This window comes from Nocardiopsis sp. Huas11 (assembly GCF_003634495.1).
Classification (GTDB): domain Bacteria; phylum Actinomycetota; class Actinomycetes; order Streptosporangiales; family Streptosporangiaceae; genus Nocardiopsis.
The window spans coordinates 638,050-664,462 of record NZ_RBKY01000001.1 but is presented as its reverse complement, the minus strand read 5'-3'; the positions used below and the strand labels follow the sequence as shown (position 1 = coordinate 664,462).

Annotated in this window: 19 protein-coding genes and 1 pseudogene; 8 read left to right on the top strand and 12 right to left on the bottom strand. The window is 63.7% G+C overall.

Annotation, left to right across the window (positions count from 1 at the left end):
- Positions 1–2: 2 nt before the first annotated feature.
- On the bottom strand, positions 3–2,150 hold the full coding sequence (locus DFP74_RS02895; protein WP_147453811.1) for a CHAT domain-containing protein: 2,148 nt from the start codon (positions 2,148–2,150) through the stop codon (positions 3–5).
- 346 nt (positions 2,151–2,496) lie between these two features.
- On the opposite strand from DFP74_RS02895, the pseudogene DFP74_RS33750 reads away from it, so the two are divergent.
- Positions 2,497–2,737 (top strand): annotated as a pseudogene (locus DFP74_RS33750) (transposase); the annotation flags it as partial.
- A gap of 314 nt (positions 2,738–3,051) precedes the next feature.
- Here the strand turns inward: DFP74_RS33750 and DFP74_RS02885 are convergent.
- The 5 genes from DFP74_RS02885 to DFP74_RS02855 form a co-directional block, all read right to left on the bottom strand.
- Complete coding sequence (locus DFP74_RS02885) at positions 3,052–3,273, bottom strand: hypothetical protein (RefSeq protein WP_121180277.1); 222 nt, start codon at positions 3,271–3,273, stop codon at positions 3,052–3,054.
- A gap of 1,431 nt (positions 3,274–4,704) precedes the next feature.
- Positions 4,705–7,779 (bottom strand): type I restriction endonuclease subunit R, encoded by a 3,075-nt coding sequence (locus tag DFP74_RS02870; protein WP_121180275.1) that lies wholly within the window; start codon positions 7,777–7,779, stop codon positions 4,705–4,707.
- 1 nt (position 7,780) lies between these two features.
- Positions 7,781–9,004, bottom strand: coding sequence for a restriction endonuclease subunit S (locus DFP74_RS02865; RefSeq protein WP_121180274.1), 1,224 nt, complete (start codon positions 9,002–9,004; stop codon positions 7,781–7,783).
- Positions 8,997–10,511, bottom strand: coding sequence for a class I SAM-dependent DNA methyltransferase (locus DFP74_RS02860; protein WP_199725458.1), 1,515 nt, complete (start codon positions 10,509–10,511; stop codon positions 8,997–8,999). The genes DFP74_RS02865 and DFP74_RS02860 overlap by 8 nt, the downstream gene beginning before the upstream one ends.
- 590 nt (positions 10,512–11,101) lie before the next feature.
- Positions 11,102–11,284, bottom strand: coding sequence for a hypothetical protein (locus DFP74_RS02855; RefSeq protein WP_121180272.1), 183 nt, complete (start codon positions 11,282–11,284; stop codon positions 11,102–11,104).
- Between the two features lie 189 nt (positions 11,285–11,473).
- Between DFP74_RS02855 and DFP74_RS02850 the strand changes: the two genes are divergently transcribed.
- On the top strand, positions 11,474–13,846 hold the full coding sequence (locus tag DFP74_RS02850; RefSeq protein ID WP_199725456.1) for a lipopolysaccharide assembly protein LapB: 2,373 nt from the start codon (positions 11,474–11,476) through the stop codon (positions 13,844–13,846).
- Positions 13,847–14,013: 167 nt separating this feature from the next.
- On the opposite strand, the gene lysX is transcribed toward DFP74_RS02850, so the two are convergent.
- From lysX to DFP74_RS02815, 6 genes are all read right to left on the bottom strand, one after another.
- Positions 14,014–15,516: a bifunctional lysylphosphatidylglycerol synthetase/lysine--tRNA ligase LysX gene (gene lysX, locus DFP74_RS02845; RefSeq protein WP_121180271.1), complete on the bottom strand. Its 1,503-nt coding sequence runs from the start codon at positions 15,514–15,516 to the stop codon at positions 14,014–14,016.
- A 52-nt stretch (positions 15,517–15,568) separates the two neighbouring features.
- Positions 15,569–15,859, bottom strand: a complete 291-nt coding sequence (locus DFP74_RS02840) for a PqqD family protein (protein WP_158612958.1) — start codon at positions 15,857–15,859, stop codon at positions 15,569–15,571.
- Positions 15,856–17,058, bottom strand: a complete 1,203-nt coding sequence (locus DFP74_RS02835) for an asparagine synthase C-terminal domain-containing protein (protein ID WP_158612957.1) — start codon at positions 17,056–17,058, stop codon at positions 15,856–15,858. Before DFP74_RS02835 ends, DFP74_RS02840 begins: the two co-directional genes overlap by 4 nt.
- 572 nt (positions 17,059–17,630) lie before the next feature.
- The gene (locus DFP74_RS02830) at positions 17,631–18,632 is read right to left on the bottom strand and encodes a radical SAM protein (RefSeq protein WP_121180268.1); all 1,002 of its coding nucleotides are present in this window, start codon (positions 18,630–18,632) and stop codon (positions 17,631–17,633) included.
- 51 nt (positions 18,633–18,683) lie between these two features.
- Complete coding sequence (locus DFP74_RS34860) at positions 18,684–18,812, bottom strand: hypothetical protein (protein WP_255499302.1); 129 nt, start codon at positions 18,810–18,812, stop codon at positions 18,684–18,686.
- Positions 18,813–19,746: 934 nt separating this feature from the next.
- Complete coding sequence (locus DFP74_RS02815) at positions 19,747–20,157, bottom strand: ATP-binding protein (RefSeq protein ID WP_121180265.1); 411 nt, start codon at positions 20,155–20,157, stop codon at positions 19,747–19,749.
- Positions 20,158–20,781: 624 nt separating this feature from the next.
- Between DFP74_RS02815 and DFP74_RS02810 the strand changes: the two genes are divergently transcribed.
- From DFP74_RS02810 to DFP74_RS02785, 6 genes are all read left to right on the top strand, one after another.
- Positions 20,782–21,615, top strand: a complete 834-nt coding sequence (locus DFP74_RS02810) for a helix-turn-helix transcriptional regulator (protein WP_121180264.1) — start codon at positions 20,782–20,784, stop codon at positions 21,613–21,615.
- Positions 21,578–21,751 carry a DUF397 domain-containing protein gene (locus tag DFP74_RS02805; RefSeq protein ID WP_121180263.1) on the top strand — a complete coding sequence of 58 codons (174 nt, stop codon included), beginning with the start codon at positions 21,578–21,580 and terminating at the stop codon, positions 21,749–21,751. Before DFP74_RS02810 ends, DFP74_RS02805 begins: the two co-directional genes overlap by 38 nt.
- Positions 21,752–21,870: 119 nt before the next feature.
- Entirely contained in the window at positions 21,871–22,254 is a 384-nt protein-coding gene (locus DFP74_RS02800; RefSeq protein ID WP_121180262.1) for a DUF397 domain-containing protein, read from the top strand.
- 824 nt (positions 22,255–23,078) lie between these two features.
- On the top strand, positions 23,079–23,915 hold the full coding sequence (locus tag DFP74_RS02795; protein ID WP_121180261.1) for a sigma-70 family RNA polymerase sigma factor: 837 nt from the start codon (positions 23,079–23,081) through the stop codon (positions 23,913–23,915).
- An 84-nt stretch (positions 23,916–23,999) separates the two neighbouring features.
- Entirely contained in the window at positions 24,000–24,404 is a 405-nt protein-coding gene (locus DFP74_RS02790; protein WP_233570775.1) for a pilin, read from the top strand.
- Positions 24,401–26,392 carry a hypothetical protein gene (locus DFP74_RS02785; RefSeq protein WP_147453810.1) on the top strand — a complete coding sequence of 664 codons (1,992 nt, stop codon included), beginning with the start codon at positions 24,401–24,403 and terminating at the stop codon, positions 26,390–26,392. The genes DFP74_RS02790 and DFP74_RS02785 overlap by 4 nt, the downstream gene beginning before the upstream one ends.
- Positions 26,393–26,413 lie beyond the last annotated feature (21 nt).

Genomic DNA, 26,413 nt, shown 5'->3' with positions numbered 1-26,413 from the left:
CTTTATGGATTGGCGGTGGGGTGATATTTTTCCACGTGCTCTTCGACATTGGAAAGGTTGATCCAATCGGGCCGTCCGCAAAAAATATAAAAGGACGACTCCGCTACATATCCGGGGCGCCGTAGCCAGTTTCGAACCTTCCCTCCTATTCCCTGCTCTTCGGCTATTTCGACAAGTATATCTTCTGTGTCTTGGTAGACTGTGCCTCTTCTTAGTTTGCCAGGTGATCGATTCAACATGAATTCTTCAAGTACCGATATTTCGTTATTTGCCATGCTCATGCCCCAGGCCTGTAGCGAACTATTCCCCTGAAGGATATCATTCACGGCATTCAGTGATTGCACGTGATGCCAAAGGTCGAGGAGGGTAGCGTGGCGTTTAAGGGTCATTTCCTCTGCCAGATTTGCCAAAAATCGACTCATGAATACTGCATTGTGGTCGACTCGAACTGGCACTTGGGTCCCCAGTACCGCGAGTGCTCCCTCTCGCAGCAGGATGTCGGAGATGCTAATGGAGCTGTTTCCACGTGGAGCTACGTGGCAAGCACTGAGAATAACTACGAGAGGCGGATTGCTCAAGCCGAGCTCTAGGTGGGTCTCATCTCCGATGACAAGACCGGCTGCTAGGCCATTAATTCTGCCGTGTGCACTGATGATTAAGAAATCAGGTTTCTCCTTCGAAACGGCACTTCGCAATGATTCGATATTAGGTATTTCGACTTTCTTTATTGAGATGGCATCGATCGGTCGGACGGTTTCGATTGTGCTACTCCAACCCAATCGAGACAAGCGTCCGACTGGGTCGTCAGCAGGGATGCACTCAGCGACCAGTACTCGGACTCTACTATTCAGATTAATGCTTGGTGGTGCACTGAGTTCATTTTGGAGTGTTCTTGTAAGTGGAAGAATTGGACGATAGGAAATCGGTATTCGTGTATTTAGGGGAGATGTGTCGCCGGGCATGGTAAGTAGGCCAATGGGGAAATTTGAAAAGACAGTGAGTGTCGATGATCGCTTGATCATTTCAACTAATGATGTACTCCACAAGGATTCTGCGGCTGCATTGAGGCGGTTCATTAAGCGTTGCAAACCGGTCGAATTTGCTCGTAGAATGAAGTGTTTTTCTATTTCTGCTAGTACAGTGAACGCGTTTGCTGGAACAGAAGGCATGACTGCCCCTAGTCCGCTGTTTGAAATGGCGTTGTGCGTTGTCGCAAATTCAATGGATGCCCGTTCTACCTGATCATCCGAGCGATTATGGATTTCTGTAGACCAGGTATCTCTGTCTTCGGTGGATTTAAGAGTCCTGATGCGTGATCGAAGTTCCTTACTATAAGCTTCCCGGGAGTAAGTTGGGGAGACGCCAGGGAGGGCAAGGGTCAAGGGGAAGCGAAGCCTTGATGACTCTTCCTTGAATACTTGAGAAAAATATTCATCGCTAATTTCTCCAGGGGAGACTTCTCGCTCGAGGCGTGCTGTAGTCGCAAGGGATATTTGACCGTAGACAATATTCAGGATCCAGTCGTCGTGATTGGTTTCTTCTGTGGGTTGGGAGGTGTCCCAACCCATCTGTCGGGCTAGAATTCGATGAGGAAGTGATGTAGGGGCCAGATCCAGGCGCCGGGTTAGAGACAACCCATTGCCCAGAGGATTTATGTTTGAAAAAAATTTCCGATGGATTTCCCGCCAGTGTGACTGAAGTGTCGTGTTGGAGAGTTCGGAGTAGGACGCGGCAGGCAGTTCAAATCCCATCTCTGATGATCTCTGTTGTGCTTCGTCAATTAGATCATCAGGGCATACCACTAGAGCACGATTTAAATCACGAAGGAATCGCGAGGCATATTTTTCGTTGAATAGATCAATTGGAATTAGGAGGATTCGGTGATCTAGCTTGAGGTGTTGACTGGCTTTAAGTAGCCAAGGTTGGGTATCGGCAAGGTCGATCAAATTTCTTGGAAGGTGGAGGCAATACCAAAGCCCAGGAAGGCATGTTGCTATTTCGCGAGGAAGTCCATGTGGAACAGTTGCATCTGTTTCTATATTTAGTTGCTTGGTGATAAATGGGGTGTATAGAGTTTCGCTCTTCCCTTCCTTGGGGCGAAATGGTGTCACATAAGCTAGTGGCCGTTGATTCGGAAGGTTCAGCTTCAATGCTTTTCCTGCCAATCCGCTTATTTGGAGGCCAGGGTTGCGGGCTTGGGGTTTAATTATTTCTCTGACTTTTTTGTGGAGATCAGACTACTAATATTCCCTTCGTTAAATCTCGAGCAGGGGGCGACGTAGAGAACTTGCCTGTTCAACTCGTTTGCTGGGCAGGACTCGAACCTTCGGCCATCGTACCAAGATCCTGCTTTATTTGGGTAGCGTTTCAGGCAGCTTTCCATCCTGCATGTCCCTGTGTCCAAGACAGAGAATCCGGATCCGGTCACATGCAAGAGAGCGAGGAGTTCGCCAGCTTTGGGGCTCATCTCGTTTACATTCTCGGTAGCTTAGCCGCGTGTCGATAGTTGAACACGTGGTGCCTGGGGCGCCCACCCGTCCCAGGGAGGCGGACGGCTTAGACACAGCAATCGTGAGGTCCTGGCCACCATCATTTTCGTCCCCACCACTGCCTTGTGCCCAGCTTCCGCCGGTGTTACTCCCCGGGCCCGCCGCACACCGAATGGGCATAGGCACGCGTCTGGTCCAAGCTCCACCGGCTGGTGCTGGACGAATGCGGCTCCCGAGGTGAGCTGGACTGATCGCGGTGCGTGATCGGCCTCGTCAACATGCGTGCCCTCATCTGGGGTGTAGACGTCCACGTTGATTAGGTGGCGGCCTTGGACGGTGAGGGTGCGTGATGGCCAGAGGCCGCAGGTCGTCCCAGCCGATGGGCCAGCGCCGGTGAGGTGCTTGCTGGGGTGTTAAACCAGGTGACGGACAGCTTGGCGGCTTCTTCGGGATCCTCGGGCACAGTCGCGTACCGGTGGCGGGCTGCTTGAGCGCAGAAGTGGGCGATCTGGCTCAGGGCGTGAGTTCGTCCACAGCACGTTGATCGCCTGGGTGGGAGTGGTCATTCGGCCCAGAGTAGGGGCATGCTGGGAGGCAACCGGGTCTTGTCGACTCCGCGTGTGCCGGAGAGCATTTGCCGCAGCACCACTGTTCCAAAGCTGTTGAGCGCGGTGTCGACGTGGTTGGCGGCGGTCCGGTGCTGGTGGTAGGCGGTCTCTTCCCGGATGGCAGCGCCCCGGACAGGCCAGTCCACTTGATGAGAGGCAAACTGGACCACGTGCATGTCCCGACCCTGGATGACAGTGCCACCGTAGGTATCTCCATCTACGGTGCTGACGGCGTCTCTGCGGTCATTCCTTGCCATGGTCATGCCATCTGATGGTGGCGGGTGAAGCCCTGCGGGGTAAGGAGTTCCGGCGAGAACGGCTGTATACGGCCGGTGGGGCGGCAGGGCGTGCCCGAGCCCTGCGGTCCCCACCCGACTGTGTCGGGGCGGCTGCGGGGCGCTGGTGGGCGGACGCGGGGCTGTCCCGGTCCGGGGTCCATAGGGTCACGGGATGGCAAAATGCTCCGTGAGGTGGTCCTCCACCTGTACTGGACCTTGTACTGGGGAGCACACACGGAGCATTTCAGGGCCCCAAACGGGCCTCGCACCGCGTCTGTTCGACTCGCGCACCCCATCTGACCTGGGGTTTTGTGGCGCACCCGGCAGGATTCGAACCTGCGGCCATCGGATTAGAAGTGCCCTGGTTACGTATCGTCACGTGCCGCTACGTACCGTTTCGTGTCGCCCTATCCGATCCGCCGTGTCGTCCGGTGCCATGTCGTGCCGCGCGGTGCCGCCCCGGTCCAAAACTGCGGAGCACGAACGGAGCACGTAGGCAGGGGGAAGCGTCCGATGGCACCTCACGAGGTTCCCGCTGTGTGGCCGGCGCTGAGCACGTCATCGCGCACAGCCGGAGCTGTTGTCCCCTACGCAGCCGAGGTGGGCTTCCGATCATGACACCACCCCCTGCGGGTAGTTAGATGAGCTAGGCCAATTCTGCACCGAAGGCCTCATGTAACCCGTCATGTTGTGGGCCAAGGCGCTGCACCCAGCCCCTTGCGGCCTGAAACCACTTGGGTGGGCGTGACCGGTACTGGCCAGCGCCGGTTACTTAGGGTTCTGCGAGGGATGCTTAGGGCGAACGGATTGAGAGGACTTCATGGCTCACCCTGATCCCAAGCGCCGATCCCAGATCGCTTCCCTCGCGGCCCACTGGTCGTGGGCAGACACCAAGGATCGGTCCGCTCGCACTCTCCCGGCTCGCAGGGCATCCATCGCCCGCTGGCAGAGCGTGGTTGATCCCGCCGGTGCGATGCCTCCCGATGAGCGGGCGAGAGCTGCCGAATCCGCGCGGCGTGCGCATTTCAAGACCATGGCCAAGAAGCGTTGGGATGCCTACCGGGTTGAGAAGTCCGTGAAGGCGCGCTGATGGCTCACTCGGGACCAACGGCTTCTGGGTCCTCGACGACCGCCTGGTGGTCGGCGAGGACTGGCACGCCGAACTGTGGCTGGACGAGGCCGAGAACATCGCCCTGCTCGAAGGTCTGCTGCACCTTGTGCGAGTCTGCGGTGTACGGGCCGATGCACACAGCGTCATCTGCGCCGCGCGGCGGTCCCTGAGGGCCGGTCCGGCGCGGTGAGAGCTAAGCGGGCTTGGTCACGGCCGATCTAATAGTTCTCCCGGGCGTACGCATACGTCTTGTTGAACAGGTCGCCTTTGATCGGGAGGCCGTACTCTTTCAACGCGGTTCGGATCTCGCGGCGGACGCGCTTGTCGCCTGCGTCGCTTTCGATCCACCCCGTGTAGGCGACCTCCGCGACGATCGAGTCGATCCTGTCGACGATGTCGGGGACGATCTTGTGAAGCCCTGGCGGCGTGTTCTGCTCGACGATCTGCGTCAGCGCACCGCGTTTCGGGTCTGCCAGTCTCTGCAGCGTCTCCTTGTCGCCTGCCTCTATGGCCCGGTCGGCGGCGACCACGTCCTGAGCGATCTTCAGCGCCTGCTCCAGGAACGCCAGCGAGTCCTCAACGTTCTCGATCGCCTTGGTGCGCAGCTTCTCTATCCGGTCCGCCAGCGACTGGTATGCCGGGATGTCCGTCTCGGCGAGTCGGCGCTTCAGGCGCGCCTCGATCGAATCTAGGACCTCCTTGTAGACGTCGCCGGGCTCGTTCTCCGGCGACCGGGTCTCCGGAAGATTCAGCTGCTCGGCGATCTTTTTGACCAGTTCCAGGCCAGCGGCGTCGAGGGTGACGGTCTTCGACGGCATCGACCGCACGCGCACGTTGGTCATGTGTCCATGGATCAGCTCGGTCGTCTTCGCGCCCAGGCGGTCCCACAGGAAGGCCTTCGAGACGTCCTTGGGCCGGATCGACTCGTACACCTTCGCCAGCCAGTAGTACTGCTGCCGGAACGGCGCGAGCATCGGATGGGGGTCGAGGAACTCCCACACCGTTTGAAGAGCCACGTACGTCTCGATGAACTGGGTCCGCTGCGGGCTGCCCTCGACGATTCGCTCGTGTGCCTCGGCGAGCCCCTCGAACGACGAATCGGCTGTGCTGATGCCGTCGAACAGCGCCACGAGACGTGTCAGGTCGGAGACGAACTTCCCGGCCAGCTGGGAGGAATCTGTGACGTTGAGCTCCGGCTCTTCCTCCGTCTTGGCCTTCGGGCCGGCTACCGCCGTACCGATGGCCTTCGCGAGGCCGATGTAGTCGACGACGCGTCCGTAGTCCTTGCGCTGCCCCGTGATCGGGTTCTTCCACGGTCGGTTCGGACGAGTGATCGTCTGGAACAGGTTCGCACCCTTGGCTGGCTTGTCGAGGTACAGAACCCCCTCGATGGGTGCGTTGAAGCCAGTCATCCATTTCGCTGTCACTACGACGAACGAAATGGGATCGTCGATCTTCTTGAACCGCCGCTTCAGAGCCTCTTCCTGCTCCGGGGTGAGTAGATACTTCTTGTGCTCCTTCGGAGTGTCCTTGGCGTCGGCGACGTGCATGACGACGCTCACTTCGCGCGCCCGGCCGTCCGGCATCGCCGCGCCCCGGCGCTCCAGTTCGGTCTGGATAGCGTGCGCATAGGCGACGACGAGTTTCTGGTTGAACGCCACAACCTGGGCCTTCTGCCCCAGTGGTGCGACGAACGTGAGGAAGTGATCGACGATGTCGGCGCACACCGCGGAAACGCGCTCCGGGTTGGAGAGGATCGTCTCGATGTGCGAGGCCTTCCCGGACAAGTAGACCTTCTCGTCCTCGTCGAGGTCCTCCTCGGCGGCGAACTGGTCAAATGCCTCGTCAAGGTCGGCCTTGTCGAGACCGAACCCGACGGAACGGCCTTCTACGATCACCGGTTTGGTGAACCCGTCTGCGATCGACTGCTCGGGCGTGTACCGAGACATCACGAAGTCCGGGTCGTCAGGATCCCCGAACAGCCGGAACGTGGACCGGTCTTTGTCCTCGATCGCAGTGCCGGTCGCACCGAAGAACTTCGCGTTCGGGACTGCTGCGCGCCACGCTCTGCCGAACTTGCCCTCATGGGAGCGGTGGGCCTCATCCACCAGCACGATGATGTTTGATCGGTCGTTGAGATGGCCGGCCTCGGCGAACTTATGCACGGTCGTGATGACGACGCCAGGGTCGTCGCGGCGCAGCGTCCTGTGCAGCTCGCGTTTGTTGCCGGGCACCGACATGCGGGGCATACCGGCTGTATCGAACATCTCCGCGGTCTGCCTTACCAGGTCCTTTCGGTCGGCGATCACGATTACTGTTGGCGCGCCGCCGTACCTGTCGATCACTGCATCGTCGCGCAGCAGGCGCGCGGCGGCGAACGCCATCAGCTCGGTCTTCCCGGACCCCTGGTGGTGCCAGATCAGGCCGCCAGGACCGTTTGCGAGCACCTTCGCATGGATCGCGAGCGCCGCTTCGAACTGCGGATAGCGCGGCAGGAACTTCACATCGACCTCGGAGGCGTCCCGGGCGTGCCGGTACATCACCAGGTCTTTCAGGATCGGCAGGACCGTTTCCGGTCTCAGCAACAGCCGTGCGGCGCGCTGAACGCGCGCAGGGCCGACCACTTTCTTCGGGTCGTCTTTGGTCGATCCCCACGGTGCCCAGATCTCCGAGTCAGGATCCGGGACGGCACGGATCGGGGCCATCCGGAACTCAAGGCCCTCGGTCGCGACGTTGAAGACGTTGGTGGCGAAGAAGTTCGGGTACTCCTCCTCGTAGGTGCCGTAGATGTCCTTGGCGGCGTTCACCCATGAAACCTGTTGCTTCACCGGCGTCTTCGTCTCGGCGACGACAACCGGGAATCCGTTGACGTAGTAGACGACATCGAATCTGCGGGGCTTCAAGGCACCAGTGATCGTGACCTCATCGGCGACGGTGAACCGATTGTTGTCAAGGTTCGCGAAATCAACGAGACGACGGGGCACATGCTTGCCGTCGATCGTCGGGAACGAGTGGTCTCCGCGCAGCATCACGGTCAGCAGCTCGTTGGCAGTCACCAGGCCGTTGTGGGCATCCAAGATCGCCTGGTTGATCTCGTGCAGAACCAGTTCGGCCGATTCTGGGTCGTCTACGAGCTCCGGATTCAGCGCGAGCAGCGCTTCCCGCGCCCAGGTCTCGATGACGACATCGTGTTGGTCTCGCGGCAGCTCATCTCCAGGGAGGCGCTCCCACCCGGCTTCCTCGGCCCACTCCAGCAAGGAGCGCTGGATGGTAGACGCCTCAGTCCATGCCATGTCAGGAAACCCCTTCCAGGAGGTCGTCGTAGGACTTGGGGATCTCGATCTCCTGGTCCAGGAGGGAGGTCAGGAGGGCTGAGCGGAAGGCGCGGAGGTTGGCGGCTTCATCCTCAATGCTGTGTACGCAGTCGAGCAGCCCGTTCAAGGTGCTTGCGATCTCCTCTTGCGTGTCGCGTTGGGGAAGGTCGACTCCGCGAGCCAGATACGCCTTGGTCTGGAGATTTCGGATGTTGGTACTTGCCCTCTGGAAGTCGAACCCGTCGCCTCGACGATGGCTCGCCCAGAGGATCCAGAAGAGATACCGAGGGGATACCTTTGATGGATCAGCACGCAGCAGCTGGAGGAAGTTGGCTCCGATAGTGGGGCGATAGAGATCTTCGGGCGAGACCTGTACCACGCGTCCCACGGATCGGGTCGGGGTGCCGCCTGATTTCTCGACGAGGATGTCCCCCGCTGCCAGTTGCCTGCTCCGGAACTGGCTAGCCGGCACCGACCGGCGTGCTTCTGGCTTGCCGCTCAGACGACACCAGTTTGTGAACTCGGTTGACCGGTAGACGTCAACGTCCATCTCGCTGACCCCTGGACCGGAACCCCAGGCCCCACCGATGTTGCGGAGGAGAAGAGCGTTAAGAGGAATCCCGCCTCCGTTAGTAGGAAGTGAGACAAGTTCGACAGCGGCGCAAGACAGCGACACTCGCGCACGTTCGACCTCCTCCGTCATGGCTGTCACCAGCTCATCGACGCCTCTCATGAGGTCCACGATGCGGTTCTGCTCGGCCACTGACGGGAGGGAAATTCGAATCGTTAGGAAGTCGGCAGGCTTGACCCTTTCACGTCGACCGCCCATCCCTGTTGACAGGTTCTGCAAGTCGTCCCATAGGCCCTTTGTCGTTGTGAGGAGCCTGAAGTAACTCGGCAGTAGCCATTGCCCGCATGTAAAGGTTGGGAATTCCTGGGATGCATAAACCTGAGAAAGGTCGCTGGGCGCAATGGTGATGGCACCTTCAAAGGCCTTCAGGCGGCTGTACACAATCTGATCCGGTCTTATCAGATTAAGGGTCTTGTATGACGTCTCTGAACCTGACAGTGGGTCTCGGTACAGAAGGCCCCGACCGCGGTTCAAGACACCGACGATGTCGTAGGAGGCTGTCGCCGTGACCGGGGCCGCTTTGATGTCCAGTGCGATGACCTCGCCGAGCCGGACCCGCTCCCATTTACTCACTGGACACCCCGAACAGGCTCAGGTCGACCCCTGCCGCTGCGAGGCGCTCGAACATGACGTTTTCGGTGTCGATGCGGTGCTGCCGGGCGTCGGCATATGCCACGAGCGCAGTGCCCAGATCGGCAGTCTCTTCTGCAGCGACCTTGATATAGCGGCTGATATTGAGGTCAAAGCCGTTCTCTTTGATCTCGTCGAAAGGCACCAAACGGACGTTCTCGTTGCCTTCCTCGTCAGGGTCCTCTCCAGTCCGGTATGCATCGATGAGCGCGTCGACGTCGCGCCCTGACATCCGGTTTTGATTCCTACCCTTCGCGAATCGGGCGGATCCGTCAACGAACAGGACGCGATCCTTGCGGGCGGCTGGCTTCTTATCGCGGAAGATCAACAGGCAGGCAGGGATCGTAGTGGAGTAGAAGAGGTTTGGAGGTAGCCCGATGACAGCCTCCAGCTGGTCCCTCTCAATCAGGCACTGCCGGATCTTCGCTTCGGCCCTGCCGCGGAACAGCACGCCGTGCGGCATGACGACACCCACGCGGCCGGTGCCGGGGCTCATCGACGAGATCATGTGCTGGACGAAAGCGAAATCGCCGTTATCCGCCGGTGGCACGCCGCACGAGGCTCGCGGGTCGGCTGCCCAACGCTCGGCCCCCCAGTTTGTCCGCGAGAATGGTGGATTGGCGATGACCACATCGAAGGTTCGGACAGCGCCGTTGTTGTCCTTGAACGCGGGGGCGCGCAGGGTATCGCCGCGCTTAATGTCGAAATCCTCGATCTCGTGGAGGAAGAGGTTCATCCGCGCGATCGATGCCGTGGTCAGGTTGATCTCCTGGCCGTACACCCGCAAGGTGCGGTGGTCCTTGTCAGACTCCCGCAGTTGGTTGATCGTGGCCACCAGCATGCCGCCCGAACCGCAGGTCGGGTCGTAGACGGACTCACCAGGCTCCGGATGGAGGACCCCGACGAGAAGGTTCACGACCTCGCGGGGTGTGAAGAACTCTCCGGCCTTCTTCCCCGACTCGTCGGCGAAGTTCTTCAGCAGGTACTCGTAGCCCGCACCGAGGAGGTCGTGGGAGACCGTCGATGGGTCGAGTCGGATCTGGTTGAACGCCTGGATGAGGCCCAGCAGGGCCGACTCGGGGATGCGCTCCTTGTTGCCCCAGGAAGCATCACCGAACACGCCGGCGAGTGAGCGAGGGTTCGCCTTCTCGATCCGCTGGAACGTCTTCGCGATCTCGGCCCCGAGGTTGGCGACCTTCCCGGTGACCTCACTCCACAGCGTGCCCACGGGCATCTCGAACCGGTGGTAATCCGCCTCGACCTCATCATCCAGGTCATCGCCGAACTCGTCGAACGCCGCGTCTTGTTCGTAGACCCAGGTGTCCGAGATCCACTTCCAGAACAGCATTGGGAAGACGTACGTCTTGAAGTCGGCCGGGTCGACGGGGCCACGGAGCGCATTTGCAGCGGCCCACAGCCGGGATTCGAGCTCTTGCTGGGTGATCGTCACAGGTGCGTGCTTCTTTCCATCGGCTGGTCTCATTCATATCGGAGCCCGCTGACATTCTCGCAGCACGGCGACCCCCGTCGGGGACGGACGGCACCAGCACAGTGCGGACGCGCACAGGGTTGCTCGCCGTCAGCCGGGGCCGGGTGGCACCATCGGCCGCATGAGCGCTCCCACCACCAACGTCGTGCACCACCTTGTCAAAGGTGGTGACTGTTCCGTACCGAGTGTGATGGAGGCCTTGGTGTGTGCCGGGATCGCCTCCCGTCACTCCCGTGAACCGGGCAATCGGCACTCTCGATCCAGGGGTACACGTCAGCGGTGCAGTTGAGTCCGGCTGGCACCTTGCCGCCGGAGGTGACGCGGTGGGTGTCTGAACGTGTTGCTTATCTGCTGCGGAGCGATTTCGGAAGGGCCCGTCGGCGCCTGGGCGAGGGGTGTGACCGGAGGCCTGGTCTCATCGCGGTCCGACCCTGGACCCACCGGCAGGGCGACTCCGTCAGATCAGAGTCGAACGGGGCTGTGACCTGGAGTTCTGTGGCGCACTCGGCAGGATTCAAACCTGCGGCCATCGGACTAGAAGCGATCGCTTGTCACTGGTAGGCACCCACAGCCGTCAGGTACAGGGCGAAGGCGGTTCCGGTGGCACTTGCACCGACCAGTAGCGCTTGGTTGGGGCGGGCGCCACCGCGCCAGGCGATGAAGGCGCCGGCACAGCCGATGTGCACAGCCACCGACAGCGCCAGTAACAGCCCGAGCAACTCCAGAAAAGACATGGATTCCTCTTCCAGTTCGGTGATCCGTTGGTGCGGACCGAGCAGGAAGAACGCTGTTTGTCCGGTGCCCTGTCCTGCCGCTGTCGTGGCGAAAACGGACCAAACTCCTGCAGGGACCCTGGTGGCGGCCCTAGGCTGGCGATGTCCGGCAGACCCCCTCGCCGGACATCGGACACTGGAAGGGCGGCGTTGGGCGCACAGCCGAACATCTCCGAGGACCTGCGCATGGTCGGCGCGCTCAAACGCGACCTCCTGGACCGTCACCCCTCGGACAACGCCCTACGCAAGCACCCGGATGTGCAGGTCTCTCGGGACACGGTGGGGGCGTGGCTGCGTGGGGACCGATTCCCCCAGAAAGTCGAGCCGTTGCTGGCAGTCTTGGCGCAGATCCGGGCCGAGGCTGCCCGCCGCGGTCTCCTCGATGCTCCAACCGATTCCACTCAGGACAGTACGGTCGCCGAGCTGCTGGCCCCGGACCGTTGGCATACGTCGTGGCAGGACGAACAGCGCCGCAGAACACAGGCCAATCAGGACGCTGCTCAACGCCAACGGGCTCACTCAGCACTTCAGGAAGACGAACGGCGGGCCCGCCAAGCGGCTCTGGCCGATCGCCCCCGCCCGGTGGGCTCCTGGTCCGCGCAACGGTTGGGGGTGCACCCGGCCATCCATACTGGCCCGGTCAGGGAAGATGGGTTCGTCTTGCCTCTCTACGTGCCCCGCCCCCACGACACAGAGCTGCGTGCACACCTGACTGCAGCGGCGGCCGACGGCGCTCGGCCGCAGATGGTGGTGGTGCGAGGGGCATCGTGCACTGGCAAGACCCGCGCTGCCTTCGAAGCGGTCCGTGCAGCGGTGCCCGCGGACTTTGATCTGCTCTTTCCCGCCGATGCCGACGGGCTGCTGGCTGTGCTGGCCGCCGACGCACTGGGGCCGTGCACGGTGCTGTGGCTCAACGAAGCCCAAGATTACCTGGATGGTCCCAAAGGGGAGGCGGTTGCGGCGGCGCTGTTGCGCCGCCTAGACGACCTGGGTCCACTCATCGTGGTGGCCACCCTGTGGCCTGACCATAACCGGACCTTGGCCCGCCGCCCGAACCCAGGCGAAAGCGACCGCCACCCCAAGGCGCGGGATTTGCTTGCCCAGGCCCGCTACACCTACGTCCCCGACTCCTTCACCGGCCACCTGGAAGCGGTGCGCGAGGCCGCCCGCGATGACAACTCACTGGCCACCGCTGTACAGACCGGGGGCGTCGACCTCACCCAGGTTCTGGCAGCCGGACCGGACCTGGTCGAGCACTACGAGCACCCGGCCGGGGAGTACGGACCCTACGGCCGGGCGCTGATCAGCGCAGCCATGGACGCCCACCGCCTAGGAGTGGCAGGTCCTCTGCTGCTGGACTTTCTCCAAGCTGCCGCCTCCGGCTACCTCACCAACACCGAACGCGCTACTGCGCGCCCCGACTGGTTCGCCGAAGCCATGGCCTACGCTCGCACACAGGTCAAGGCCACCATCCGGCCCCTGCAGGAGATCCCTCGTCCTTCGGGGATGGGGGCGCTGCCGGGTGTGGTACGCCTGGCCGACTTCCTCCAGCAGCACGGCCGCCGCACCCGCGGTACGCAGGTCCCGCCCGCCTCTTTCTGGCACGCGGCCACCGCACACCTGACCGACCCGAACGACCTGGTCAGCCTCGCCCACGCTGCTCATTGGCAATTGCGGTACCGTCACGCCGCTCACCTGTACTGTGCCGCTGCCGATGGCGGCAACACCCACGCCCTGTTGACCTTGGCGAGGCTGCGGAAGGGTGCTGGGGATCTGGAGGGGGCTCAACGGTTGGCTCGTCAAGCTGCCGATGCGGGAAACATCGACGCTCTGACAGACCTGGCTTGGATGCGTGAGGACGCTGGGGATCTGGAGGGGGCTCAACGGTTGGCTCGTCAAGCTGCCGATGCGGGAAACATCGACGCTCTGACAGACCTGGCTTGGATGCGTGAGGACGCTGGGGATTGGGAAGGAGCCGAACGATTCTATCGCCAGGCTATCGACGCAGGAGACACCTACGCGCTGGTCGCTTTAGCCGGGCTACGGAAGAACGTTGGTGACTGGGCAGGAGCCGAACGGTTGGCCATTCAAGCCTCCGACGCTGGAGTCGCTGACGCACTGGTGGTCTTGGCGAGTTTGCGGGAGGAGATCGGTGACCGGAAGGGAGCCGAACAGCTACTCCGGAAGGCCGTGGACGCCGGAGTCTTCCACGCAGTGATCGATTTGGTTGAGCTGCTGAAGGACGCTGAGGACGGGGAGGAAGCTGAACGGCTTGCTCGTCGGGTCGCTAGCACGAGAGACTCCGACGCGCTGATCGATTTGGCAGAAGAGCTGAAGGGCACTGGTGACCGGAAGGGAGCCGAACAGCTAGTCCTAGAGGCCGTCCACGCCAGGTATCCTCGCGCCTTGAGATGGTTGGCGGAGTCACGGATGGAGCCACTTGAAGCGTACAACCGCTACGGGCTCGACCCGGAGGGAACTCTGGCCGAGCCGTGGGAGTGGCCAGAGCCCCGCATCCTGTGACAGGGCATGAGATCTTGTCACATAGATCCTCACTGTCCCTGCCAGGGGTAGCAACAAGAACATGCGTGTTTCGCTCTGGGGGGTGGTGGAGGTACTGATGCGTGCCAGTGCATGGGTGCGCGAGAGCCCTGGTGCTGACAGGCACCAGGGCTCCCGTGCATCTGGTTCTAGTCTCCGGCGGGCTTCACGATCGGGAAGAGCACGGTCTCTCGAATGTTCTTGCCGGTGAAGGCCATGAGGAGCCGGTCGATACCGACCCCGACGCCAGCGGTCGGCGGCATGCCGTACTCCAGCGCCTGGAGGAAGTCCTCGTCCAACTGCATCGCTTCAGGGTCTCCTCCGGAAGCGAGCAGAGACTGCTCGGTCAGGCGCCGGCGCTGCTCGACGGGGTCGATCAGCTCCGAGAAGCCCGTACCCAGCTCCATCCCGAACCCGATCAGATCCCACTTCTCTGTGAGCAGCGGCTCGTCGCGGTGCTGGCGGGTGAGCGGGCTGGTCTCCAGCGGGTAGTCGCACACGAACGTGGGCTGGACGAGCGTGTGCTCGACCAGTTCCTCGAACAGGTGCTCCACGAGCTTGCCCGGACCCCATTCCGGGGCCCATTCGATCCCGCGTGCGTCAGCGAGTTCGCGCACGCGCTCCAACGGGGTATGCACGGTGACCTCGGCGTTGACCGCCTCGGACACCACCCCGTACAGGCTGACGCGCGGCCACTCCCCACCCAGGTCGAACTCGCCATCAGGGCGTTCGACCACGGTGGAACCGAACACCGCTTGAGCGGCACCCTGGATGAGCGCCTGGGTGATGGCTGCACCGTCGTTGTAGTCGGCGTAGGCCTGGTAGAACTCCAGCATCGTGAACTCGGGGTTGTGCGTGGAGTCCGCGCCCTCGTTCCGGAAGTTCCGGTTGATCTCGAAGACCTTCTCCAGACCGCCCACCACGAGACGCTTGAGGAACAGCTCTGGGGCGATCCTCATGTACAGGTCCATGCCGTAGGCGTTGATGTGCGTGGTGAACGGCCGCGCTGTGGCACCGCCGTGCACCTGCTGCAACATGGGCGTCTCGACCTCGATGAAGTTCCGCAGCTCCAGCTCGGCACGCAGGGTGCGCACCATGCGCGCCCTGCGCCGGGCCATCTGCTGGGCCTCAGGGTTGACGATGAGGTCCACGTAGCGCTGCCGGACTCGCGCCTCAGGGTCGGTGAGCCCTTTGTGCTTCTCCGGCAGAGGTCGCAGGCACTTGGCGGTCAGCGTCCAGGAGGTGACCATGATGGACAGCTCACCACGGCGGGAGGTGATGACCTCGCCCTCGACACCGACGTGGTCGCCGAGGTCGACGTCGCCCTTCCACGCATTCAGGCGTTCCTGGCCCACTTGGTCCAGGGACAGCATGATCTGGAGGTCGCCGGTCTCGTCGCGCAGCGTTGCGAAGCACAGCTTCCCGCCGGAGCGGTAGAGCATGACCCGACCGGCGATGGCCACGTGTTCGCCAGTGCGGGTGTCCGGGTCGAGTTCGGTGTGTTTGTCGCGCACGGCCTTGATCGACGTGGTCCGCGGGAAGGTCACGGGGAAGGGATCGATGCCCTCCTCCCGCAGCCGGTCCAGCTTCTGGCGCCGGACCCGCATCTGTTCGGGCAGGTCATCGTAGGTGGTCTCATGCGCGTCAGTCACGGCACCGATCCTATCCGTGCTTGGGTTGTGCCACGCCCGATGCAGGCGTTCTTCAGGAGGCGGTGGCCGTACTTCCTTCCTGGGCCGAGGACCGGAGAAGGCCGTGTTCATCGACGGCCTTGAGGAGGTTGATCACGTCGGTGTGCACCTGGTCGCGGTCGGCATCGTAGTGGGCGGTGATCTGGGTGGTGATCTCTTCGATGGTGGCGGTGCCGTCGCACTGTTCCAGGATCGCAGCGGCAACGGGATTGACGACGAGTACTCGTGCGTCGGCGCAGGCGGGCACGACGACGGCGTGGTCGCCGGTGTGCTGGATCTCGGCAGCGAGTCGGGGGTTGTTCATGGCAGATGCCTTTCGTGTGCGAGCAGCCATTCGTGGACGGCGTGGAGCGCCCAGAGGGCCGGGGCGTGCCGGTGGTCTCCGCTGAGGTAGCGGTCCAGTCCGGTCTCGAAGCGGTGCGGGTCCAGGACGCCGAGGTCGATGAGCGGGCTGTCCTTGGCCAGGGCACGGAGCTGGGCCTGGTTGGTGAGCAACCCGGCGTTGAGGATCGTCAATGCCTCGGCCTTGTCCGGGCGCCGGGCGACGGACTCGGGTAGGTATCCGTCCAGGGCCTGGCGCAGGACCGCCTTCTCCAATCCACCGTCGCGGAACATCACGGGCGGGAGCGACCAGGTGAGCGCAGCCAGGTCCGGGTCTAGGAAGGGATAGGTGATCGCGACACCGGCTCGCCGCCCTGTGTCCTCCCACCAGCCCCCGCACTGGGCACGGCCTGCGGCCCCGGCTTCGGCGAACAGGCCGCGTGAGTAGGCGGTGGTCATGCTGCCGGGCTCACCGAGTTGGGGGTAGCTCGAGGTGAGGCGGGGTAGGACGGCGGCTTCGTCCATCCAGGCCTGGGTGAACCAGGAGGGGACTTCTCCCAGGGCGCGTTGGAGGCGTGCGCGGGGGGTGTCGTAGTCCCCGGTGAGCAGGTGGGTGAGGACGGCCCTGCCCCGGGCTGGGTCGGGGAGGGTGTCGGCCTCTCGCCAGCCGCCTTCGGCGTCGCCGTGGGCGATTCGGTCCGCGATGGCGAACACTTGGCCCAGGAGGAGCTCGTCGCCTCCTTCGCCCGCGAGGACAGTGGTCGGTGGGACAGGGCGTTGGGTGATGTGGTTGAGCATCGCCCAGTTGCGGCCCGCGTAGGACCACGCCTCCGGCTCGTGCCCCATCGGGTAGGGGGCCGATAGCGGTAACAGGTCGTTGGCGGGCAGCTCTTCGAAGGTCAGGCCGGTTAGGGCTGCGACGTCTCGTGCGTAGGCGCGTTCATCGCACGCGGTCAGGGGCGCGGTGTAGGTAAGGCCGTAGGCGCGGACCGGGCCGAGACCTGTGGCCGCGTATACCCCGGCCAGGCTGGAGGAGTCGATGCCGCCGCTGAGCAGGAGTGCGTCGGATGTGCCGGAACATCGCTCGACGGCGGTGAACAGCGCATCGCGGAATAGCCCGACGAGCTGGTCCTGGTCGGCGCCGGCAACGTCCCGCGCCGCCAGGGGCTCTGCTGGTGTCACGGTGATCTCACCGTTGTCCCGGATGAGGGTGTGTCCGGGTGGTAGGCGGTGCACTCCCTGCCACGGGCTGCCGTGGGGGTCGCACATCTGGGGGATGAGATAGGCGGCTAGGCCCACCAAGTCCACGGTTGCGGGTACCGCGCTGGTGAGGGCGTCTGGGCGAGTGGCGACCGCCAGACGGCCCTCGGGGCCGGTTGAGTAGAAGAGGGGGCGGGCGGAGGCCGGGCCCCGGTAGGCGACGAGTCGATGGCCGGGCAGGACCACAACCGCGTGGGCATCCCCCTTCAGATGTCCGAGCCAACTCACCACGCTATCGATGGTGGTCAGCGTGGACGCCCGGGGCGAAGGAAGCTGTCGGAGCAGCCAGGCAGGCGCATCGACGACCACGAATCCCTCACCGCCCTCGAAGGGCAGCAGCACTGGCGGAGGCAGAGGAGAGCTGTTCGTACCTCCAGCGGCAGTGATGCCGCCCAAGGTCCGCTGTTCCCACGAGGTGGCACGGTGGGCCAGTGCGTCCTGCATTGTGCCGAGTGTGCCTCTCGCCCATGCTCCGGCGAGAGCGACCAGTGCCGTCACAAGGCCTCCTGTTGGTTACGGCGGGCGTTGACCTGCATGAACCCCGAGGCTGCCAAGAGGAAGAACCGGTCGTCCTCCAGGACGGTTTCCAGTTCGGCCACCGCGGAGGGGTCGTCGGTGATGGCTCGGCACAGCGAGCAGAACGACTCATCCAGCAACCGGCCCGCCACCCGTTCCTGGGCTTGAGGGGAGAGCCGGTCGTAGGCGGCCCGGGGCCCTTGGGTGTGGAGAAGGTTGAGCAGAGGGCTGGGCGCTGCGGTACGCAGAGCCTGACCGGTTTGCGCGGGGGTCGTGATCGGCAGGCGCAGAGGGGAGTCCGGGTGTGCACCCCGGGCCGGTCCGCAACATGTGTAGAGGTCGCCCTCGGGAGTGAGGACCGGCCGGACGACGACGCCGCAGGCATCGGCGGGGACGTTGTCGATGTGGGGATCGCGCATGATGGCGAGCGTGCGGCCTCGGCCGAAGGGAAGCACTCCCGAGGCGATGAGCGCTACTTGGTGGGCGTCAGTGAGTTCCTTCACTTGCCGGAATGCCTCATCCTCGCCTTTCCCGCAGTATTGCACCTGGAGACGGATTCCGGTGCTCGAGCCGCACGTGAGCAAACGCTCGAGAACACGGATGTTCGTCAGGCGCTCGTGAGCATTATGGTACCCGTCGAAGGAGATTGCGAGTTTGTCAAGGCCAGCATCGGAGAGATCAGAGAAAACCTGAACGGCTTCGTTCTTGGTGCGTGCCCAGTAGCCGTTGCTGATCATGGAGGAGACCAGGCCCAGGTTGTGGGTGAGGCGGATGGTGGCCAGGGTGGTTTCGCGGCGCATCCACGGCTCGCCGCCGGTGACGCACACACCGTCGATGTGTGGTGCGGAGCTGTTGATCGCGGCGTGGATATCCTCCCAAGCCAGGTCTCCGCGGGCGCTCGGGGAGGAGTCGGTGATGCAGTGCGCGCAGGTCATGTTGCAGGTGTTGGTGATTTGGATGCCCAAGGTGTTGTAGCGCATAGCGGTCCCCTCGCGGCCCGCAAAGCAGGAAGCCTTGCGGGCCGCTGTTGGTCAGCTGTTCTGGCTGGCGTGGACGTGCGGGGTCAGGTCCTCGGGAACGCTTCCGGCGAGCTGGGCCTGGTCGAGTGTGGCCAGGATCGTCGGGGTTTCGTAGGGGCTGATCGGTTTGGTGTTATCCATGAAGCTCCTTTGATGTGTTGTGCCCTCAGATTGAAAGGCACTCCAGGAACCTAACAAGTAGGTCCTATTAAGGCAAGAGGAAAATATTTGGCCCCAACGGGTGATGATTGCATGAAGGTATTCCGCCGCTCGCACGGCGGAATTATCTTTAGGTTTGGGTTAGGCCAGGGTTGCCTCCCGGGGCAGATCTAGGGATGGGTGGGCACTTGGCGGCTCGAGCGCTGGTGCAGGGAGTGCCACTCTGAACTGGGGAATGGAGCCCTGCAGCAGCTCAAAGGATGCTCGGTGGGTCGAGCCGATCAAGGTACTCGCGGAGTTCTCGCAGGTCGTAGAGGATCACCGCTTCCCCGTCCAGGGACACAAGGGTGTAGACCGCTCCGAGGAGGCGTCGTGCCCGCGTGAGGATGAGACCGTGTTGGGCGGCTTCCCAACGGGCGTCCTCAAAGTCCTTCCGGACCTGATGGGCCGCTGCGGGGATTCGGGTGCGCCGCAGGGGCTTGCCATGCCTATGCCTCATACTGGCGCCCCCTCGCCTGGGCGATGAGACAGTCGACCAAGGCCACATCTTGTGGGCGCGGCGGACGGTCTGCCGGCCCCAGGATTGCCAGGCGTCGGGAGGCTCGGGTGTGGCTGGGCAACGCCCATTCCGCTGGGCTGCGTGCGGGGAACTCCACCAACCAGTCGAGGCGGCACGCACCGGACTGATGCAGGCGCAGGCACACAGCCGCCATCCGAGCACCAACTCCCTGGAGGCGGCCGCCCTTCCAGGAGCGCTCAGTGAAGAGGCGGGCATCGATCGACCAGTCGCCCCCATCGACGTGCGGCAGGTACCCAGCCTCTGCCACAACCGCCTCCATCCGCTTCAGTGCGCGCACGGCCAGTCGTGTGGGGCGAGGTGGGCGGGTGTACAGGGGCACGAGGGAGATGTGGGCGTTCATCGGGGCACCTCCGCGAAGACGCCCATCCCGGCGCGCAGCCGCCCCCAGGTCGTGGAAAACTCCTCCACGAGGAACAGGCCCCGACCGTCGAGCGCGGTGAGCCTGGGCGTGCGCCGTATGGGGATGCGTCCGGAGAGAGGACCATCGTCACGTACCTCGATACGCACCCGATCGGGATGGACGAAGAGTCGGACCGCGAACATACCCCCGTCGAGGCCGCTGCGGGTGTGCTTGATGCTGTTAGTCGCCAGTTCGGACAGGACCAGCATGAACTGGTCAGGCACTTTGATCCCCAGCTCCTGGAGCCGGGTTTCAGCCCATTCCCGAGCTTTGCCGACGGAGCCCGGGAGTCCCTCGAAGGTGTGGCGGACGATCTTAGCCCCCGTCCGAGGGCTGATCGCGATCATGACCCCACCTTCTGTACCTCGCGCACGGGGTGAGACATAGAGAGCAGGACGCTGATACCGGGCGGCTGGTGCAGCGAAGAAGCCGTCAGGTCCGCGATGCTTCGACCGAACGGCGAGGGAAGCGGCGGAGTCGGCACGTTCGGGATGCCACGTCGCTGGCGGTATCGGACGAGCGCCATGGCCAACGGAGGGTTCAGCAGCGCGGTCACGAGGAGCCGTTCCTCTGCCGAGGCTGGGTTGCTAAACTCCACGGTGTCTCACCTCAGGTCATTTCAGGTCAGGTGGGGCCTTCACGCCCCGGAGCCGCTGTCACGGCACCGGGGCGTCTTTCGTGCGGGTGTGCCCTGGCCCCAGCCCCTAAAAGGCCAAGGCGGGTGTGTGCTGGCCACCTCCCGAATGCCAGGGGTGAGGTAGCCAGCTCCACCAGGTCTCCCGGAACCTGTCGACGGTTCGTTCCTCCCGGTGGGGTACTCCCCGGTCTAAAGGAACCGGGCGGCGTGACGCTGCGAGGCGTTACATCGTGACTATGCACAACCCCAGGTAAGAGGTCTACAGGAACAAGAGAACTGTTTTTTCCTGACCTTCGGGGTACCCGTGTGTTCCATTTTGTTGTTGAATGTTGCCATGGCTGACAGTGTCAAGCGCAAGTGGATTCCGTTCGGCAAGGAGGTGCGGCGGCTCCGCAACGAGCAGGGTCTTTCCTTGGCTCAGGTAGGTAAGCGGCTTGGAGTGACTGGCTCTCTGGTCGGCCAGATCGAGCGAGCCACTCGCGCACCAAAACGCCCCTATGTGGACAAACTGGACGACCTCTTTGAAACCAACGGCGAACTCATCAACTTCTGGGTCGACACCCAGCGAGAGGGGCGTGTTCACGAGGACTTCCGGAGTGCCCTGGCCTTGGAGAGGAAAGCCGCCCAAATTCGGGAGTATCAGTCCATCTTGTTCCCCGGCCTGATCCAAACCCCTGATTACGCCCGTGTCCTGATCAAGGCTCGCAACCCTCAAGCCAGCCTGGACGAAGTCGAAGACCTCGTTACTGCGCGCATGGCTCGACTCGGTGAGTTGCGCGACCGCAAGACGACGCTGTGGTTCGTAGTAGACGAAGCCGTGGTGCACAGGCCGATCGGATCGTCGAAGATCCTCTCAGACCAGCTTCAATGGATCCTGCAACTGGTCGAGAGCGGTACGATCCGGTTCCAAGCGCTCCCGTTGACCCGCCACCCAGGGTTGTGCGCTCCCTTCAGAGTCGTGTCGCTGGACAAGCGCCGGATGGTCCTCTACGCCGAACACGCGGTGGGGGGTGAGATTCTGGAGTCCCTCGATCTCGTCAACGAGACGTTGACCCTCTTCAGCGCGATGCAGGCTGAAGCGCTATCGTCCCAGGCGACGATCGAGCTGATCAGTAAGGCGAAGGAAAACCATGAACGAGCCGGCCTGGCACACGTCGACCTACACTGACGGCCGTGGAGGCAACTGCGTCGAAGTAGCGGAGGGGCCCATGACAAGGATCCGTGACACCAAGAACCGGGATCTAGGACACCTTGATGTTCCTGCCGAAGAGTGGACAGCAGTAGTAACGGCGCTGCGTGGGTAACCTCGGAGCAACTCGGCCCTCTGCCGCTGGAGCTGGCGGGGGGCCAAGCCCGCGTCCGGGCCCATCTGGGCTCCCGTTGCTATGCAGTACGTACCAGAACCACCGCAGGGGGAGATCCAATGAGTGACCAGGCCAAGTTGGGGCTCCCTCCAGAGGCGATGGGCAACGAGAAGTGGCACGACACCACCCACGCGGTGTGGATGCGTTCCTCGCTGTCCAGGGACGACTCCGAGGCGGTCGTCGAGGTGGCCCGCTTCGACGACGATTTCCGGGCTGTCCGTGACGGCAAGACCCCGGAGAAGGGCACGCTGTTCTTCACTCCCGCCGAGTGGGAGGCCTTCGTCCTGGGGGCCCGCGACGGCGAGTTCGACATCCCCGAGGAGTACCTCACCGAGGAGGAGCGGCGCATCCAGAACCGCGAGGTTGAGGTCGACGTCGCCTGGGTGCCCTCCCCGCTGAACACGCCTGAGGCGATGGAGGAGTACCACCGCCGCCAAGGGTGAGGCGCAGTCCTGTCGCAAAGCCCCAGAGCGTATGAACCGGCCCCTGGCGCATCGCGAGGCAGGGGCCGGTCCCGTCTCCCAACGTTGGAACTACTGCCCTGCTCAGTGCCTCCTGAGCCCTTGGTCTGCCCCCGACCCGCCCGAGCGTGCGCCAAGAGTGGGGCGCGTCAGTGAGCGTGCCACCGTAGCCCGACCCTCACGCTCACGCTGTGTCAGATCGTTGACCAGAACCGGCTTCTGAGTTGCCTCATGTGTTGGGGCGAGGACACGGCAAAGCACAGCCTTCTATTCCGACATTGCGAACCTTCGGCCCTCGCTGCTTCTCGTGATTCCCGGAATGAAGCGCCGACCATGGCGGTTGATCGCAGTGATCCTGCTTGCCCCTTGGGTTCTTACGCGGCACAACAACTGCCGAAATATGCCAGGAAGGACAACACCTCTGATTCCCCTTCGGGAGCCGTTGAGTTCGGAGTGAGCTTCCCGTGAGTACACGCTTGGCAGTTGAGTGATTCTCGGGCTCGGAGGTGTGTCGAGAAAATATCAAGATGCTCCTCTCAGTCCACTCGCAACGTGCTCATCCCTCCTGTGTGAGTCCTGGGAGAGAGTGCATCTGTGCAGGTGAAGCGCCATCTTACGAGTGCGGTGGGCTGTTGCTCGGCGTGTCCCTCTGATGTCGACGGCCTGAAAACTTTACTCTCCCTTGGGTTGTGTGAGAACGCCTTGAGTGCGGATTGAGATCCGGCTGAGAATGCTCTGAGTAGGGCCTGAGTCAACGGTGGTGTTGAGTTCTCTTGTCGCTTCCCGTTGGTACTTCTGGGGGACTCATGGCTTATTCTCTGTCGCCGCTGACCGTCATCGAAAACCATTTCACTCATCTGGCACCCACGCACCTGACCCTGACCGGATCCACGGTCCACTCCTGGCTCCAGGACCGGACCTATTCGCTGTACGAGCTGCGGGAAGTCCTGATGGATGAGAACAGCCCGCATGAGGTGAAGGACGCGGTGCTGCGCCACGCCGTCCGAGGGGCTCGCTTCTCCCAGGACTGGATGGTCGGCGTACTGGGGTTGTGCATGCCCGCGCTGCGATCGATCGCTCGACGCGCGTGCCGAGGGCTGACGCCGGCAGGCGTGGACGAGGTGGAGTCCGCGATCGTGGCCGAGGCAATCCACCGGGTCCGCACCATCAACACCGCCTACGCCGGTCTCGCCTGGTACCTGACACGGTCCGCCCACCGTGTCGCGCTCTCCACGCGCAGGCGTGAGGAGAACGCGCCTCGCCCGACGAGCGAGTCGACTCGGCTGGCGGCGTCCACCTCTGGTGAAGAGGGCAGCGTCGAGATGCTGTTCGCCGCCGCGGTGCGCTCCGGGGTGCTCTCACGTGTCGAGGCGCGGCTGATCTTCCAGACGCGGATGGAAGGCCTCCCCCTGGCCGAGGCGGCGAAGGACCTGGGGGTGTCCTACCGGGCCGTGGCCAAGCGCCGCGAGCGCGCCGAAGCCCGATTGGTGGCGGCAGTGGATGCGGGCGAGGTGGTGATTGCTGACGCCTTCGTCCGGCCTGGGGAACCCCCCGCGCGTTGCCGCGGACGCCTCGGTTCGGGGGCCGAGCCGAAAATTCTCACGGCGTCGATGTCGTATCGGCCCTTTCCGGTGGCTTGTTAGGGGAGCAGATACGGGCACTGGGCCTCGGGCGCATGGCGCCGAGCGCCTGGTGCCCCGGCAGCGGACCGGTAGGAGGGGGATCGGGTGAGGGCATCAGTGCGGGGCGCCTCGTGGCGCCGGGTGCGGTGGCAGGTGGTGGCCGTGGCCGCTGTGGCGGTGTGGTGGGTGGCGGTGGGTGATGAGGCCGCGTGGGTGTGGGCGGAAACCGCCGATGAGGAGTCGGCGGCCACGCAGACGGCTGAGCTGCGCCGGGTCGTGGATCGGATTCGGCTGGTGATCATCGCTTTGGCCAGCGCGCTGGGGACGCTGTTCCTGACGATCGCGGGGGTGCGGTGGCTGGCCGCCAACGGCGAACCGGGTCAGATCGACGGGGCCAAGAGGGCGCTGTCCGGGGCGGCGATCGGCTATGGGATCGCGATCCTGGCGACGGTGTTGATGGACATCCTGGACTGGATCGTCTCGGTGGGAGCGACTGGGAGCGGTGGGTGAACCCCGCACCGTGGCGGGCGCCGGTCGAACCGGGGCCGCCGTCGGACGAGCCGTTGCCTCCGCCCTCGGACGATCCGCTGCCGCCACCGGAAGACCCCGGGACCGCGCCCGCACCGGAGCCCGAACCTGAGGAAACGGGACCGGCACCGGAGATCACCGATGACCCGCTCCCACCGCCGGAGGACCCGCGCGAGGGAGAGCCTCCGCTGCGCGAGCAGCAGGGCCCGTCTGATGAGCCGGTGGAGCTGGACACGGACGGCAAGGTGTTCGACTGCGGGATTGTCGACCCCGGCTGCCACGTGTCGAACTGGTTCGCTGACTTCGTCGTCTCCGGGCTCAACCCCGCCCTGGGGTGGCTGGCGCAGAAGGCGTTCCACACCCCGGAACCGACGGCGGGCATGGAGGCTCTGCACGACGGCATTCTCGGCACGTCGAATGTTCTCTTCGTGCTGTTGATCGTGGCGGGGGGTCTGGTGGCCATGTGCTACCAGACGGTGCAGAGCCGCTACTCGGCCGCCGACATCCTGCCCCGGGCTGTCTTCGCGTTCGTGGCGTCGAACTTCTCGCTGTGGGTGTCCGAGGAGATGGTGTCCGCCTCCAACCAGATCGCCGCCGCGGTCGGGGCGCAGGGCATCGACGCCCGTGAAGCGGCGGTCAATCTCCGTGACCGGATGGACGTGATCCTGCAGGAAGCGCTCGTCTTCTCCATCCTGCTCCTGGTGGTGGTCGTGGTGCTGCTGGTGGTGTGGATGCTCACCGAGGCGGTACGGATCTGCATGGTGATCGTCCTGGTGATCGGGGCACCGCTGCTGCTGATGTTTCACGCCCTGCCGCACACGAATCGGATCGCGGAGCTGTGGTGGAAGTCGATGGCGGGGCTGTGCGCGATCCCGATCGCCCAGTCCATCGTGTTCATCGCGATGGCCCGTTTGTTCTTCGAGGGCCAGATGACTTTCTTCGGCCCGATGGGCTCCATCGACGCAGCCGCGCACGAGCCCTCACTGGTTTTGGACACCGGCCCCGGAGCGCAGAGCATCGCGTTGGCCAGCACGGTGCTCGCCTCTCCCACGGACCCGGGGGATGTGGCGGATGCGGGCTGGTTGATGAACATCATGCTGCTCCTGGTGCTGCTGTACGTGCAGATCCGGATCAGCGCCTGGGTGATGAAGCTGGTGTGGCAGCCCAACCCCGGCACCTCGCCGATCGCCGCGATGCTGAAGAACATCGCGTGGATGATGGCGTTCCGCTCGGTCGGAAACGTGCGGATGCCGCGTGCTCCGGCGTCGTCGTTGCGGTGGCAGTTCTCTCGGGAGAAGACGCCTGGCCGCAAGTTGCCCCGCTACAAGCCCAAGCCGTCGGGCGGTCTGCAGCCGCTCCAGTCGCAGGCGTGGTGGTACCGGCCACGCCACGAGGCGCCCGAGCCCGCTGGCGCACTGACCGCTGGCGAGCCGCGCGCTCTGCCAGGCCCTGGCGGGGGCCGTCCCTGGCCGGGATCGCCTCCGCCAGGAAGCCCGCCTGCTCTGCCGGGCCAGCGCGCCCTGGTACCCGTACCAGCACCGCGTCCCGGCCCACCCGCACCGCCCCGCCGGTCCCTGGAGGAGGGGCGGATGCCCGGATCGCCGAAGACCGGCCAACAGACGCTGTTCCCACGACAGCTACCACCGCCCACAGCACCTGGCGCCTCCAGGAAGGCCGGGGTCTCGCAAAGAGGCGCTGGGTCCGGGGCGGCGATGCCGCCGCAGCGGCGGTGGCGTCAGGGCGTGCTGCCGACCCCGCCACCGGTCCGTGTGCCGGGCCGCAAGGCCCCCGAACGCGTGGGCCTCCCGGACCAGTCGCCTCGCCCGTCGGCCGGACTGCGTCACCTGCCCACGATGCCTGCCGTGTCGTGGGGCAAGCCGCCGCACGTCAAGGGGCAACAGCCGCTGTTCCCCAACCCGAGGCGGGTGTGGAAGCAGTACGGGCTTTTCCCGCGCCCGGACCAGAAGTGAACCCGCACAGTGAAAGGAACG